The organism is Edaphobacter dinghuensis (genome assembly GCF_014640335.1).
Taxonomy (GTDB): Bacteria; Acidobacteriota; Terriglobia; order Terriglobales; family Acidobacteriaceae; genus Edaphobacter; species Edaphobacter dinghuensis.
This window is the reverse complement of the sequence record NZ_BMGT01000002.1, coordinates 910,240-924,395: the sequence shown is the minus strand read 5'-3', so window position 1 is coordinate 924,395 and position 14,156 is coordinate 910,240. Positions and strand designations below refer to the sequence as shown.

Annotated in this window: 10 protein-coding genes; 7 read left to right on the top strand and 3 right to left on the bottom strand. The window is 58.1% G+C overall.

The annotated features are described in order from the left end of the window. Positions 1–11: 11 nt before the first annotated feature. The 3 genes from IEW09_RS09400 (at position 12) to IEW09_RS09390 (ending at position 3,396) form a co-directional block, all read left to right on the top strand. Positions 12–620 carry a TetR/AcrR family transcriptional regulator gene (locus IEW09_RS09400; RefSeq protein WP_188553888.1) on the top strand — a complete coding sequence of 203 codons (609 nt, stop codon included), beginning with the start codon at positions 12–14 and terminating at the stop codon, positions 618–620. A 106-nt stretch (positions 621–726) separates the two neighbouring features. Then, a complete protein-coding gene (locus tag IEW09_RS09395) occupies positions 727–2,517 on the top strand; it encodes an AMP-dependent synthetase/ligase (RefSeq protein WP_188553887.1) in 1,791 nt (596 codons plus the stop codon). 9 nt (positions 2,518–2,526) lie between these two features. Next, positions 2,527–3,396: a deoxyribonuclease IV gene (locus IEW09_RS09390; protein ID WP_188553886.1), complete on the top strand. Its 870-nt coding sequence runs from the start codon at positions 2,527–2,529 to the stop codon at positions 3,394–3,396. A gap of 28 nt (positions 3,397–3,424) precedes the next feature. On the opposite strand, the gene IEW09_RS09385 is transcribed toward IEW09_RS09390, so the two are convergent. Beyond that, complete coding sequence (locus tag IEW09_RS09385) at positions 3,425–4,375, bottom strand: hypothetical protein (RefSeq protein ID WP_188553885.1); 951 nt, start codon at positions 4,373–4,375, stop codon at positions 3,425–3,427. Positions 4,376–4,542: 167 nt separating this feature from the next. Between IEW09_RS09385 and IEW09_RS09380 the strand changes: the two genes are divergently transcribed. From IEW09_RS09380 to guaA, 4 genes are all read left to right on the top strand, one after another. Further along, complete coding sequence (locus IEW09_RS09380; protein WP_188553884.1) at positions 4,543–6,426, top strand: peroxidase family protein; 1,884 nt, start codon at positions 4,543–4,545, stop codon at positions 6,424–6,426. Positions 6,427–6,501: 75 nt separating this feature from the next. Continuing rightward, entirely contained in the window at positions 6,502–9,030 is a 2,529-nt protein-coding gene (gene leuS, locus IEW09_RS09375; RefSeq protein WP_188553883.1) for a leucine--tRNA ligase, read from the top strand. After that, positions 9,030–9,971 (top strand): hypothetical protein, encoded by a 942-nt coding sequence (locus tag IEW09_RS09370; RefSeq protein ID WP_188553882.1) that lies wholly within the window; start codon positions 9,030–9,032, stop codon positions 9,969–9,971. The genes leuS and IEW09_RS09370 overlap by 1 nt, the downstream gene beginning before the upstream one ends. Positions 9,972–9,998: 27 nt before the next feature. Further along, entirely contained in the window at positions 9,999–11,558 is a 1,560-nt protein-coding gene (gene guaA, locus IEW09_RS09365; RefSeq protein ID WP_188553881.1) for a glutamine-hydrolyzing GMP synthase, read from the top strand. Positions 11,559–11,561: 3 nt separating this feature from the next. Here guaA and IEW09_RS09360 read toward each other — a convergent pair whose 3' ends face one another. Both IEW09_RS09360 and IEW09_RS09355 read right to left on the bottom strand, forming a co-directional pair. Then, positions 11,562–12,950: a TraB/TrbI/VirB10 family type IV secretion system protein gene (locus tag IEW09_RS09360; RefSeq protein WP_188553880.1), complete on the bottom strand. Its 1,389-nt coding sequence runs from the start codon at positions 12,948–12,950 to the stop codon at positions 11,562–11,564. 96 nt (positions 12,951–13,046) lie between these two features. Continuing rightward, positions 13,047–14,057 carry a tagatose 1,6-diphosphate aldolase gene (locus IEW09_RS09355; protein ID WP_188553879.1) on the bottom strand — a complete coding sequence of 337 codons (1,011 nt, stop codon included), beginning with the start codon at positions 14,055–14,057 and terminating at the stop codon, positions 13,047–13,049. Positions 14,058–14,156: the final 99 nt, after the last annotated feature.

Sequence of the window (14,156 nt, the reverse complement as noted above, 5' to 3'; positions counted from 1 at the left end):
TGGGAGAGGGCTTGAAGAAGACGGAAGAAGAGCTGGCAGCCTGTGAAAAGTATCAGCGTATCCTCGATGCGGCTGTGGAGGTAATCGCCGAGCGGGGATACTTCAAATCGCCTGTAAGCGAGATTGCGAAGCGCGCCGGGGTGGCGGACGGGACGGTTTATCTCTACTTCAAGAGCAAGGACGATGTCCTGCGAACGGCGATCGACCGAAGATTCGAGACGTTCTATCAGCAGATCGCAGATGCATTTGTGACCATCGCAGGCCCGCGAGAGCAGCTCGAGTACATTGCACAGGTACATCTGGAGAGCTATCAGGTGAACCGGAGCATGGCCGTACTGCTGCAGACAGAGATGCGGCAGAGCGCAAAGTTCATTGCGGAGTTCTCGCACCGCCATCTGGCAAGGTACATCCAGACGGTTCGCGAGGTGGTTCGGCGAGGACAGGATATGGGCATCTTTCGGAGCGATCTCTCCGACGGCGTGGTAGCGCACTGTATGTTCGGCACGATTGACGAGCTGGTAAGCTCGGCGATCTTTACCGGGCGAATCTATGACGCCAAGGCTACGGCGGCGCAGGTGATGGATGTGCTGCTGAATGGGATTACCGCGACGAAGGCTTAAGGTCTTCGCTGAAAAAACCGAGGTACGGAACGAAAGAGTCTTCGGCGACTGCATCTTCAACCAATTGCTGCAATAATGCCCTCTGACAGCCGATGCTGGAGGCGACATGTTTGACCTGACGACTTTGAACGATGTTCTGGTGAAGGTTACGGGGCGGGGTGAGCGTCCTGTAATGCGATGGCAGGATGCGACGGGGGAGTGGAGGTCGATCTCTTCGACCGAACTTTATGGACGGGTGCGGGCGCTGTCCGATGTGCTGCGCGGATGGGGGCTAGGTAAGGGCGACCGGGTCGTAATCCTTTCAGAAAACCGCTGGGAGTGGGCGGTAACGGACTTTGCTACGCTGGCAATCGGCGGAGTCGATGTGCCGCTTTATCCAACATTGACGGCGGAACATGTCGGTTACATGGTACGGGACTCCGGTGCGAAGGTGGCCGTCGTCTCTTCGAAGGAACAATATGACAAGCTGACCACCGCCGGAGACATGCCGGAGCTGGAGCATGTCGTGGTGATGGACGCCGGAGAGTTTCCCGGCACGGAGAGCTTTGCCAGGCTGATCGAAGGTGCGCAGGCAAAGCAGCAGCGGGACGCGGCATTCGATGCGATGGTGAAGGGCGCGCGCGGAGAGGATCTGGCGACGATCATCTATACGTCGGGGACGACCGGCGAGCCGAAGGGCGCGATGCTGACGCATGGCAATCTGGCCAGCAATCTGAATGTTTCAACCGATCCGTTTAAGTTTTCGGATAAAGATAGCTGCATCTCGTTTTTGCCGCTGTCGCATGTGACGGCGCGACACCTGGACTACGCGATGATGTGCAATGAAGCGACGGTGGCCTATTGCCCGAAGTTCGATCTGCTGCCGCAGGCCATGAAGGCGTTGCAACCGACAATCTTTGTAGCGGTGCCGCGGGTCTACGAGAAGATTCGTCAGGCGGTGGAAGGGAAGTCGGCTGCGTCGCCCGTGAAGTCTAGGATTCTGAAGTGGGCGCTGGCGACAGGCAAGACACACAGGCCGGAGACGCTGGAGGGGAAGATTCCGGCGAGTATGGGATGGAAGCTGGCGAACAAGCTGGTGTTCGGCAAGATTCGCGAGGCATTTGGCGGACGCGTAGAGGTGTTTATCTCCGGCGGCGCTCCTTTAGGCATGGACACAGCAGGATGGTTTGCCGATGCAGGGATTCGGATATTTGAAGGCTACGGACTGACAGAGACTTCACCTGTGATTGGATTGAATTATCCGAACGCGCACAGAATTGGAACTGTGGGCAAAGCGGTGCCGAATGTGCAGTGTCGGTTTGCCGCGGATGGCGAGCTTGAGGTGAAGGGGCCTTCAATCTTTCCGGGCTACTGGAAGAAAGAGAAGGAGACGGCAGAGGTATTTACACCGGACGGCTGGTTCAAAACAGGCGACATCGGAAAGATAGACGAAGATGGATTTCTGTCGATTACGGACAGAAAGAAAGAGCTGCTGAAGACCAGTGGTGGAAAGTTCATTGCTCCGCAGCCGATTGAGAACAGGCTGAAGGCGAATACGCTGGTAGCGCACGCGGCGATGGTGGGCGACAAGCACAAGTTTGCCTGCGTGCTGATTTCTCCTAACTTTGCGGCGTTGGAAGGATGGGCCAAAGGGCAGGGCATCGCTGTGGGAGATCATGCTGCGCTGGTAAAAGATGCCAAAGTAGTGAAGCTCTATCAGGAGATTGTAGACAAGGTGAACGCCGATCTGGCCAGCTACGAGAGCATGAAGCGAATGTACGTTGTGCCGGATGAGTGGTCAGTGGAAGGCGATGAGTTGACGCCGAGCATGAAGCTGAAGCGGCGCGTGGTCGAGAAGAAATACGAGAAGGCGATCGCGGCATTCTATGCCGATGAGGCTACGGCAAAGGTGCGGTAGGCTGGAGGCATGGCAGATTCAATGAAGAAGCGCATCGGTGTGCATGTCGGTACGGCAGGTGGATGCTGGACGGCGGTAGAGCGTGCAGTAGCAGCGGGAGCGAATACGTTCCAGATATTTTCAACGAGTCCGCGCATGTGGAAGGCTGCGCCGGTAAAGCCGGAGGACGCGGCGAAGATGCTGGCGCTGCGCGCTCAGCATGATGTGGGGCCGGTGGCCGTCCACGCGAGCTATCTGATTAATCTTTGCAGCCAGACCGAAAGCGTACGTGCGAACTCGACCACTGCGTTTCGCGGCGAGGTAGAGCGCGCTCTGGCGTTAGGTGCGGAGTATCTGGTGCTGCATCCTGGAAGTTGGAAGGGCCTGACCCGAGAGGAAGGATTGCGGCTGGCTGCGCAGTCAATCGAGCGGGCGATTGATGGGATCGACTTCACCGGGAAGAACTTCAAAATTTTGATCGAAAATACGGCCGGTGCGGAATTTTCGCTCGGCGGCAAGCTGGAGCAGGTGGCGGAGCTGGTGGAGACGTTGAAGACCTGCGCTCCGGTAGCGGTTTGCTTGGATACCTGCCATGTGCATGTGTCGGGATATGACATCGTCTCGGCGGATGGCTATATCGAGACGATGAAGCTGGTGGAGTCGACGGTGGGTTTCGATGCGGTAAAGGTCTGGCACTCGAACGACGCCAAGGCCGCGATGGGATCGAAGCTCGACCGGCATGAACATATTGGCGAAGGAACGATTGGAGCGGAGGCGTTTCGCCGGCTCTTGCACGATGCCCGATTTGCTCACGCGGCATTTATCGCCGAGACGCCGGTCGATGCTCCCGGTGATGAAGCGAGAAATGTCGGGGTTTTGCGAACGCTGGCAGCAGGGTAAACGCAGATTGATCTGGTGACTTTAAGATTTATTCTGACGGACTTGTGAGCGTTGCAGTCGTAGTATCTTTCTGCGGTGGAAGTTTTGCACTGATCAGCGCTTCGACCTGGTTCCAGACACGCGGATCGTTTTCGATCTCGATATGTGGCCCCATGAAGAGGCGAGCGTACCAGGGATATTTGTCGCAGTCGACGTGGGTGTCCTTGTAGTCGAGCTGATAATTGCCGATGATCTGCGTTTTGGTCGGATCGACAGCGCGGATGGTAGGACGGCCGTGAAGCATACCGTCTAACTGATAGAAGTTGACTGCCTGGGCTACGTTCGACGGGATGCGCGGATCGCCCTCTCCGATCTTCGAGACGCGGTCTACAAGGATGGTCAGCAGAACGGGAATCTTGTCGTCCTGAAGCTCACGGGCCATCGTGACAGTTTCGGAGGCTCCCCAGCTATGGCCGTAGATGATGATACGGGCATGTTGCTTTTCAGCGAGAGACAGGGTTCCGTCGTGGTTCGTATCGAGCAGGTGCAGGATTCGTCGAAATGCTCTTTGGCCGTGGGAGTTTTGAAATACCTCCGCATCGACTCCAACCGGGTGTTTCTGGCGAAGATGCATCGCAAGCTGCACCTCGCGATGAATAACGTTGTCTTTCGCGACGCGGCCTCCAAGAAATCCGATCACGATGACAGGAGAAGTAGCGGGAGCCTCATTTACCGCAGGCGTATGCAAGGGCAGCGTCTCGGGGTCCGTCGTCAATGCCGATGCTGATGGAAGTGTCGCAGCGATAGCGGGGAGCGGTGCGGCTTCAGCGGCCTGTTGTTCGAAGGGCATACCGAGGCATGGCAACGCCGAGAGAAACGCGATGGTAAGGATTGAGGGCAAAATTCCGAACCAAGGGGATGGCTTCTGACGGCCTGCAACTGATGGAACGAATTTGGCAGATTTCGAGTACACAACCACTCCCCGATGCAGGTCTGCCATCCGTGGTGCTCCTGCATCCGACTTCGAAGAGAGTGTAGTCCTTTTGGCATGGTTGTTGTCGCGATGTCTTCTTGTAATTTTCTTGCTCTGATCGTGTAAGCGGTTTTAGTATTGCCGTGCAGTTTCGGGCCGGCTGGTAAAGCCATATGTGTCACGAGGACACCGCCATGAAAGTGCTGAAAGCAATTGGAATTGCGGCCGGAGGTGCGCTTGCGGCCGCCGCCGCGGTAAAAATTCTTCGTAGTGGACGATGCAAACAGGTACTTCTTGACGGGTTCAATCGAACCTGTGTTCGGGTAGACCAGAAGATCGGTTGGCCGGCGTTGCCGGTTCCGTTGGCGCTCGGGGTTCTGGCCGGCTACCGAAATACGGTGCGAGAGAAGAATCTCACCGACACCAATACGCCGGACACCGTGCCGGGAACTCCTCCGAGCTATCCCAATGTAGTGACGGCTCGCACGCCGGATGGAACGTTCAACGACCTGAAGTGCCCCTTCATGGGAAGCGCGGGCGCACGATTTGGGCGCAACGTTCCTTTGGAGGAGACCTGGCAGCAGAAGATGCCGGAGCTGATGACGCCGAGTCCGCGTGTAGTGAGCCTGGAGCTGATGACTCGCAATGAATTTACGCCCGCGAAGACATTGAATCTATTAGCGGCGGCGTGGCTGCAGTTTCAGATTCGTGACTGGTTCAGCCATGGCAAGAGTGTCAAGGAAGATCCGTGGCAGGTGCCGTTGGCACAGAATGACACCTGGCACGAGAACCCGATGCAGGTTTTGCGAGTCATGCCCGACCCAACGCGGACCCCTGCGGATGAGGGCAAGCCGCTTACCTACGTCAACACGGAGACGCACTGGTGGGACGGCTCGCAGCTTTATGGCAGCACGGCGGACTATCGTGCGAAGGTACGTACGGGAGTTGACGGCAAGATCTTCGTCGGTAAGGATCATCTAGTTCATCCCGACCCGACTGCGCTCGTGCAGTTGCAATCTGCTGCGCTGGTGGGATGGTGGGTGGGACTCGAACTCTTTTTTACGCTGTTCACGCTGGAACATAACGCCATCTGCGATCGGCTGAAGCAGGAGTATCCAGAGTGGGGGGATGACGACCTGTTTGAGCATGCGCGTCTTATCAACGCGGCAATTATCGCTAAAATTCATACCGTCGAATGGACGACAGCAATCCTGGGACACCCCGTCTTGCAGATTGCCATGCGTTCCAACTGGTGGGGACTGGCCGGAGAACATATCAAAAATCTGTTCGGCAGATTGAGCGGAAGCGAACTGATCAGCGGGATACCGGGCTCTGAGACCGATCACTTTGGAGTGCCTTATTCGCTGACCGAAGAATTTGTAGCGGTGTATCGAATGCACCCATTGATTCCTGATGACATTACGTTCTGGTCGCGGGAGACGGGCGATGTCCTGCAAAAACTCAACTTCCAGCAGATTGCCGGTAATGACGCACAGAATATCTGCGACAGCGTTCACATCGAGGACCTACTGTATTCGTTCGGGTTGATGAATCCCGGTGCGGTCGTGCTGCATAACTATCCAAAGACGCTGCAGCACTTTGTAAGGCCGGACGGCATTCTGATGGACCTTGCGGCGCACGATATTATGCGCTGCCGCGAGTTGGGAGTTCCACGGTATACGAAGTTCCGCAAGCTGCTGAACCTCCGGCCAGTAACGACGTTTGAGGAGTTGACTCCAAATGTGGAGTGGCGCGAAGAGATACGACGCGTCTACAACAACGATATCGACTCGGTGGATTTGATCGTGGGTCTGTTCGCGGAGAAGCCGCCCGAAGGCTTCGGCTTCAGCGATACTGCCTTCCGCATCTTCATCCTGATGGCGTCGCGGCGGCTCAACAGCGATCGCTTCTTCACCACCGACTTTACCGAAGATGTTTACAGCAAGGCCGGGATGGATTGGATCAGGGACAGCACGCTTTCTACGGTGTTGCTGCGGCATTATCCGTCGCTCGCACCAGCACTGGAAGGGGTAGAAAACGGGTTTGCTCCATGGAAGGCTAAAGGCGCGCAAACCTAACGATTGGCTGGAATTTGCCAGGAAGAATGCGTTCGCAAGCAGCGATGGCGTGGTTTTCTTTACAATCAGATATATATGCCAGAGATGCAGACGAACGAGACTGAGAAGCAGGCGCGGTATAACCCGGCGGAGATTGAACCGAAGTGGCAGCAGCGGTGGGACGCCGATCCGACGCTATACGCCGCCGAAGGGCACGATGCGGGCAAGCCGAAGTACTACTGCATCGAGATGCTGCCTTACCCCAGCGGGCAGTTGCACATGGGGCATGTGCGGAACTATGCCATTGGTGATGCGCTGGCCCGCCACATGTGGATGCGCGGGTATAACGTCCTGCATCCGATGGGATGGGACGCGTTTGGTTTGCCCGCAGAAAACGCCGCACTGAAGAACAATACTCCGCCGCGTGAGTGGACCCTGTCGAATATCGCTGCTATGCGTAAGCAGATGCAGCGGCTTGGCTTGAGCTATGACTGGGCGACCGAGGTCACGACCTGCCTGCCGGAGTACTACCGCTGGAACCAGTGGTTCTTCTTGAAGATGTACGAGGCTGGTCTCGCCTACCGGAAGAAGAGCAAGGTGAACTGGTGCCCAGACTGCCAGACGGTGCTGGCCAACGAGCAGGTGGTCGACGGCCGCTGCTGGCGGCACGAGGACACCATCGTCGAGCAGCGCGACCTGACACAGTGGTTCCTGCGGATCACGAAATATTCCGATGAGTTGCTGGACGGCTTGGACAAGCTGGAGGGCTGGCCTGAGAAGGTTCGCACTATGCAGCGCAACTGGATCGGCCGCAGCGAAGGCACGCTGGTCGACTTCGCCGTGGACGGCGAGGTGAAGGCCGAGGATTGCGCGAAGATTACGGTATTTACGACGCGAGTGGATACGATCTTCGGAGCGACCTCAGTGCAGCTTGCTCCGGAGCATGCGGTGGCCAAGGCTTTTGCCGCTGAGGACGCTGCCCTTGCCGAGAAGATCGAGGAATTGCTGGCGCAACAGACGCTGGCGCGTGAGTCCGGAGATGTCGGCGCTATCGAGAAGCATGGCGTGGATACGGGTCGCTTTGCGATCAACCCGTTCAATGGCGAGCGCGTTCCTATCTGGGTGGCGAATTACATTCTCGCGGACTACGGCACAGGGGCAATCATGAGCGTTCCGGCGCATGATGAGCGCGACTTTGAGTTTGCTCAGAAGTATGGCCTGCCTGTGAAGCAGGTCATTACACCCAAGGTCGATGCTGGCGATGTGCCGCTTCCCTATACGGCAGAAGACGACGCTGTGCTCATTGATTCAGGCGGATGGACGGGCGAGAACTGTGTGGAAGCCCAGCAGAAGATGGCCGGGTTTGCCAAGGCAAATGGATTTGGTACGGCCACGGTTACATATCGCCTGAAGGACTGGGGCGTGAGTCGTCAGCGCTATTGGGGAACGCCGATCCCGATGGTCTATTGCGAATGCTCCGGTGAAAATCCGATTCCGCTGCCGGAGAGTGCATTGCCGGTGGTGCTGCCGCCGCAGGTAGACATCACGCAGCAAGGCGGATCGCCGCTGGGCCGCGTGCCGGAGTTTGTGAATACGACCTGTCCGAAGTGCGGCGGCCCAGCGCGGCGCGAGACCGACACGATGGATACGTTCGTCGATTCGAGCTGGTACTTCTATCGCTACACCGATTCAAAGAACGCGAACGCGCCGTTTGCCAGCGAGAAGGCGAATTACTGGTTTCCGATCGACCAGTACATCGGCGGCGTGGAACATGCGATTCTTCACCTGATCTATTCGCGCTTCTGGACGAAGGTGATGCGCGATCTTGGATTGATCAAAAACGATGAGCCTGCGACGCGATTGTTCACGCAGGGCATGGTCATCAAAGACGGCGCGAAGATGTCGAAGTCGAAGGGCAATGTGGTTTCACCCGACGACATGATCGCGCGCTACGGCGCGGACGCTACGCGCATGTATGCGCTGTTTGCGGCTCCGCCTGACCGCGATCTGGAGTGGCAGGAAGAAGGCGTCGCCGGCATCAGCCGCTTTCTGAGCAGGGTCTACCGGTTGATCACGAAGTACGATTCAATCGCGGGAGACATGCCTGAGAGCGCGTCCGCTGCCGAGGCGCAGCTTCGTCGCAAGCTGCATCAGACGATTGCCAAGATTACTCTGGACTTCAGCGGGCGCTGGCACTTCAACACCAGCATCGCTGCCGTGATGGAGCTGGTAAATGAGTTTGCCGCTGCTGAAGCGCTGATCGATGCCGGCAAGATATCCGGTGGTGCTGTTCGTGAGCTGCTTCGCAACCTCGTGCTGCTGCTGTCTCCGTTCGCTCCATTCTTTGCTGCCGAGATGTGGGAGCAGATTGGCGGCGAAGGTGCAACCTTCCGCACCGCATGGCCTATTGCCGATGAAGAGCTTGCTCGCGAGAGCGAGATGGAGATCCCGGTTCAGGTAAACGGAAAGCTCGTCAGTGTGTTGAAGTTCCCAATTGGGCTTGCTGAAAACGCGATCAAGGCCGCTGCGCAAGCCGATGAAAAGGTAGCTTCAAGGGTCGCCGGTAAGAATGTGGTGAAGGTGATTATGGTGCCTGGCAAGCTGGTGAACCTGGTGGTGAAGTAGTGAAGGCGCCGTCGCAGGATGGCGTCGTAATTGCTGCGGGAACGGTACGTGGAACACAGTCGTTTGTGCATGTGCTGTCGCAGTGCTGGAAGCGCCCTTCGTGGACAGCGCTGGAGGTGCTGTGGCGTTGGGTGTATGGCATCCCGGCGCTGCTGGTGCTCTGGTACGAAGGCACAAAAATCCTGCAGACCGCTCCGCTGGATCTGCCCGCGTTGAAGTCGATGTCGATCCTGGATGCGATGGGATCGGCGAAGACGCTGGCGGAAGCAATGGCAGTGGTGCTGCCGCCGGTAGCGCATGTGTTGGCGTGGCTTGGTCCGTTATTGGTGCTGGTGTGGGTCGTAGTTTCATCGATAGGGCGGACGGTGGTGCTGCGGCGCGTAGATAGCAGTCTCCATGCGCGGGTTGGCACGCTGATCGTGTTGCAGTCAGTGCGAGTGGTGGCGCTGCTGGGAAGCTTTGCAATCTGGTTTGTGTGCATGCAGTGGGCGGCGCGAGTGAACATCGTCGGCCCGATCGCCGCTGGCGGCGAGCCGAATCTGGTCGGCTACTGCGCGATGGTGATCGTAGGGACGCTGGGACTGTTTTCGCTTTGGGCCATTGCGAGCTGGGGGCTTAGTGTAGCTCCTCTACTGGCCATGCTGCGGGATATCGGCGTCGGCAAAAGCTTTGCGGCGGCGTTCCGGCTGGGGCCGCTCAAGTCGAAGCTGATGGAGATCAACCTCGTCATGGGGATCGTGAAGATCGCGCTGATCGTGCTGGCGATGGTGCTTTCTGCCACTCCACTGCCGTTTGAGGCGGTAGCGACGCCGCAGTTCCTGACGTGGTGGTGGGCCGGGGTGACGGTGATCTACTTTGTGGCCTCGGACTTCTTCCATGTGGCGCGGCTGGTGGCCTATCTGGAGCTTTGGCGCGCCTACGAGGGGTCTTCGCTGGGGTAGGCACAAGCGGCCATTTACACTGGATACGTGGACACTTCAACGATAGTCATTCTGGATTTTGGGTCGCAGTACACGCAGCTCATCGCGCGGCGTATTCGCGAGTTCAACGTTTTCTCCGTGGTGCTGCCCTGTACCGCCTCGCTGGAAAAGGTGCGCGAGCTGAACCCGAAGGGCGTGATCCTCTCGGGTGGCCCTTGCTCGGTCTACGATGCTCAGGCTCCGGCGGCGGACCCGGCGGTGCTGGCGATGGGCGTGCCAGTGCTGGGCATCTGCTATGGATTGCAGTTCGTCGTGCATCATCTGGGCGGCAAGGTACAACCGGCAGCGGCGCGGGAGTACGGCCACGCAGAGGTATCGGTTATTGCGGAGACGCCGCTGTTCCGTGGGTTGCCACAATCGCTTGATGTCTGGATGTCGCACGGAGACCATGCCGAGCAATTGCCGGAGGGCTTCTCTCTGACGGCGAAGACGGCCAATGCTGTTGCCGGAATCGCCGACGAGGCGCGGCGAATCTGGGCTGTGCAGTTTCATCCCGAGGTCGCGCATACGCGGCAGGGAATGGCGCTGCTGAAGAACTTCTGCCTCGATATCTGCGGAGCGAAACAGGACTGGACGCCGGAGCATTTTATTCAGGCTACGGTCGCTCGGGTGAAGGCCCAGGTCGGCGATGGCCATGCCATCTGCGGATTGAGCGGAGGCGTTGACTCGTCGGTCGCCGCAGTTCTGGTGGCGAAGGCGATAGGCGACCGGTTGACCTGCATCTTCGTAAATAACGGCGTGCTGCGCAAAGACGAGTTCGCCAAGGTGCAGAAGACGATGCGCGAGCAGCTTGGGCTGAACGTCGTTGCTGTTGATGCAGGCGAGCGCTTCCTGTCGAAGCTGGCTGGCGTGACCGATCCCGAGAAGAAGCGAAAGGTGATCGGCAACGAGTTTATCGCCGTCTTTGATGATGAAGCGAAGAAGATCTTCGAGGCGGAAAAAAGCGCTGGCGAAGAAGTCGCGTGGCTGGTGCAGGGAACGCTCTATCCCGACGTCATCGAATCTTCGAGCGTGCATGGACCTTCGCACACGATCAAGAGCCATCACAACGTCGGCGGCTTGCCGGAGAACATGAAACTGAAGCTGATTGAGCCGCTGCGTGATCTCTTCAAAGACGAAGTTCGGCGCATCGGCCGCGATCTGGGCATGCCCGAGGATATTCTCGAACGGCAGCCTTTTCCGGGGCCGGGACTTGCAGTCAGAATTCTCGGCGAGGTCACTGCCGATCGTGTCGCCTTGTTGCAGGAGGCGGACGAGATTGTTGTCTCCGAGATCAAGGCCGCTGGACTTTATCGCAAGGTTTGGCAGTCGTTTGCGGTGCTGTTACCGGTCAAGAGCGTCGGCGTGATGGGCGACCAGCGCACCTATGCTTACACCTGCGCGATTCGTGCGGTGGAGTCCGAGGATGGCATGACCGCTGACTGGGCTGCTCTGCCTTACGAGGTGCTGCGGACGATCTCGAGCCGCATCGTGAGCGAGATTCGCGGCATCAACCGCGTGGTTTACGACATTACATCGAAACCGCCGGGAACGATTGAGTGGGAATAACGATCAGTGGCTGGTCGCAGGAAGGTTCGGTTTCAGAACCTGAGAGCGGCGAGCCGTGGTCTGGACGACGATACGCGTGTTGCGGGCGAAGGTCACTTCGCCGCCTCGCTTGATCCACCGATTGTAGAGAGATAGCGCTGCACCATAAGCTCCAAAGCCCGCAGCTATGTTTGCCGACCCGCTCGCCGTTCCGACGATGAAGCCGATGAGGCCGATGCTGTTGGAGGCTCCGGCATTCTTGCGGAAGAGTTCTCTATCGCCGTCGTCACGGTCCTGATGCAGCGGACTGGCCGCGAGCGCAATCAGCAGCAGGGGAACAATGACCTTGTCCTGCGGCTTTGGCTTTACCTGGCCTTCGGAGTCCATCGCGAGATTTTGAGCGGAGGATGAGTCTGCGCTGGTGACGGCAGCCTGGACATTCTGCGTTTTTCCGCTGGGCAGAACAAGCTGGCGGAAGTCGAAGTGCAGGACGCCGACGCGTCCGAAGCGACGTGCTGGTTTCGCCTGCGTGACAGCGCCTACAAGGGTTGCGCCTTCGGGAACGGCAATAGTGTGGTCGGAGTTATAGATAGGCTCGGACACGGTAGCGTGAATGACCTGTCCCGATTTAGAGGATGCAGAGCTAAGCTGGTCGGCGAGGTAAGCGTTGACGATCCAGGTGGAAGAATCGGCTGGTTTGGCGGTGAGCGTTAGAGCCGGAGCGGATTGCGGTGGAACGCTAAGCGGAGCTGCTGTCTCGACGGTCCACGCTGTCCCTTTCTGAATGCGCTGCGGATGATAGGGAAGCTGCGTGTAGAGAAGCTGGGTAAAGCGGTCGCCTTTGCCGGGAGCGGTGAAGAAGGCGAGCTGATCGCGCAGGACCTGAACGCCGTTGTCGAACTGCCGACGGATGAAGCCGCCTTTGCGATGAGGCGGCGGAACGAGGCGATAGATTGGCGCTCCGTCAGTGGCGGTTTCGGTGGTGATAGGCAGAGCGCTTCCATCGTCGAGGCGGATTGCGGTGAAGCGGACCACAGGGATATAGAAGGGCGTGAAGTCTGCGCGAAGCCGTGCGGTGACGCGATGAGAGTGATCGGGACGAAGTGCTGTGACTGTGCCTTCGAGCACGGTTTTTTCGGGAAGAACGAGCTTGTTGTCGGCGTAGACGGGATAGATGAGTTCAGCACGGATGGGTTGGCCGACGCGCATGGGGAGATGATCGTCGGTCTGGACGACGAGCGGAGTCCCTGCAGGAATGATTGCCGTTTGGCACAAGGCAGTGCAGGATGCCAGAAGGATGGGCAGGAGCAGGGAGGGTCGGCACTTCATCTGGGGGAAGGGTAGCGCAGCCAGGTTAAGGCAAGCTGAAGGCTTGTCGACGATAGTTTCCATTGCGGTGTGTTGAATCGTCATAGGTTGCGCTCCTTTCTGTGTGAATCTGCGAGACGAGATTAAAGCAAAGACCCCGGCTCAAAGTCGGGGTCTTTGACTGCTTGCTTGAGCTGCTGATTAGCCAAGCTCTGCGAGGCTCTTGGCGCCGAACTTGAGGTACCAGGGGCTGGCGGTTTTGAGGGCGTTGTTGACATTGTTGATGTTCTCGACGCCGGTGGTCTCGAGCCACTTGCGGAAGGCATCTTCACCCTGCTTGGCGTAGATGGCGATGCCGTCTTTCCAGGTGGCGCGGCCGCAGAGGACGCCGTTGTACTTGGTGCCGGACTCGCCTGCAAGTTCGAGGGTCTCGATGAAGACTGGATTCGAGACGCCCGCAGAGAGATAGATGAAGGGCTTGTGCGTCATCGATTCAGCATCGCGGAAGTGCTGGAGAGCCTCGGCACGGGTGTAGGCTTTTTCGCCCTTGAAAGCCTTGGTGCCTTCGACGAACTCCATGACGATGGGGACTTCGACCTTGAGGACGTCTACGTTGTAGCGGGCCTTACCGAACTCGGCCATGGCGCCGGAGACGATCTCTGGCTTCTTCATGGCGTAGGCGAGTGACTTCTCATCGCCGCCGTTGGCATCGTAGCCGACAAACTCGAGGAAGAAGGGGATGTCGTGAGCGAGGCACTCGTCGCCGATGCGCTCGATCCATGCCTGCTTGTGGTCGTTGATGTGCGACTTCTCAAAAGGAGTGTAGTAGAGCAGGATCTTGATGCAGTCGGCTCCGGCTTCCTTGAGGCGGCGAACACTCCAGAGGTCGAGCAGGTCGGGCAGGCGGCCAGGAGTCTGAGAGTCATAGCCGGTCTTCTCATAGGCGAGCAGGAGGCCCTTGCCATTGCGATGCTTGGAGGCGGGCAGGCCGAACTCGGGGTCTAGCAGAATTGCGGAGGCGTGCTTGGTGAGGACCTCGGTGACGAGGGTCTTAAAGACTTCGAGATCGTGTGCGTCGGCTGCGGCTCCACGCTCTTTGGCAAGGGACTTCTGGAGGGAGCCGCGCTGGTCCATCGCCGCTGCGGCGATGACGCCGCGTGAATCGGAGACGGATTTGAGTCCGGCGAGCTTACCTGGGGTCAACTTCGACATTGCTGTGGTTCTCCTGTGCAGTTTTGCGTTTATTTGTACGAGGCCATTTTACACAGTGCAGATGAGAGTGATTTTTGAGGCTCTTTGCCGGAGCAGAGC

Coding starts and splice junctions, on each gene's coding strand:
- IEW09_RS09395 (WP_188553887.1), top strand. CDS start 727: ATGTTTGACCTGACGACTTTGAACGATGTTCTGGTGAAGGTTACGGGG.
- IEW09_RS09390 (WP_188553886.1), top strand. CDS start 2,527: ATGGCAGATTCAATGAAGAAGCGCATCGGTGTGCATGTCGGTACGGCA.
- IEW09_RS09385 (WP_188553885.1), bottom strand. CDS start 4,375: ATGGCAGACCTGCATCGGGGAGTGGTTGTGTACTCGAAATCTGCCAAA.
- IEW09_RS09380 (WP_188553884.1), top strand. CDS start 4,543: ATGAAAGTGCTGAAAGCAATTGGAATTGCGGCCGGAGGTGCGCTTGCG.
- leuS (WP_188553883.1), top strand. CDS start 6,502: ATGCCAGAGATGCAGACGAACGAGACTGAGAAGCAGGCGCGGTATAAC.
- IEW09_RS09360 (WP_188553880.1), bottom strand. CDS start 12,950: ATGACGATTCAACACACCGCAATGGAAACTATCGTCGACAAGCCTTCA.
- IEW09_RS09355 (WP_188553879.1), bottom strand. CDS start 14,057: ATGTCGAAGTTGACCCCAGGTAAGCTCGCCGGACTCAAATCCGTCTCC.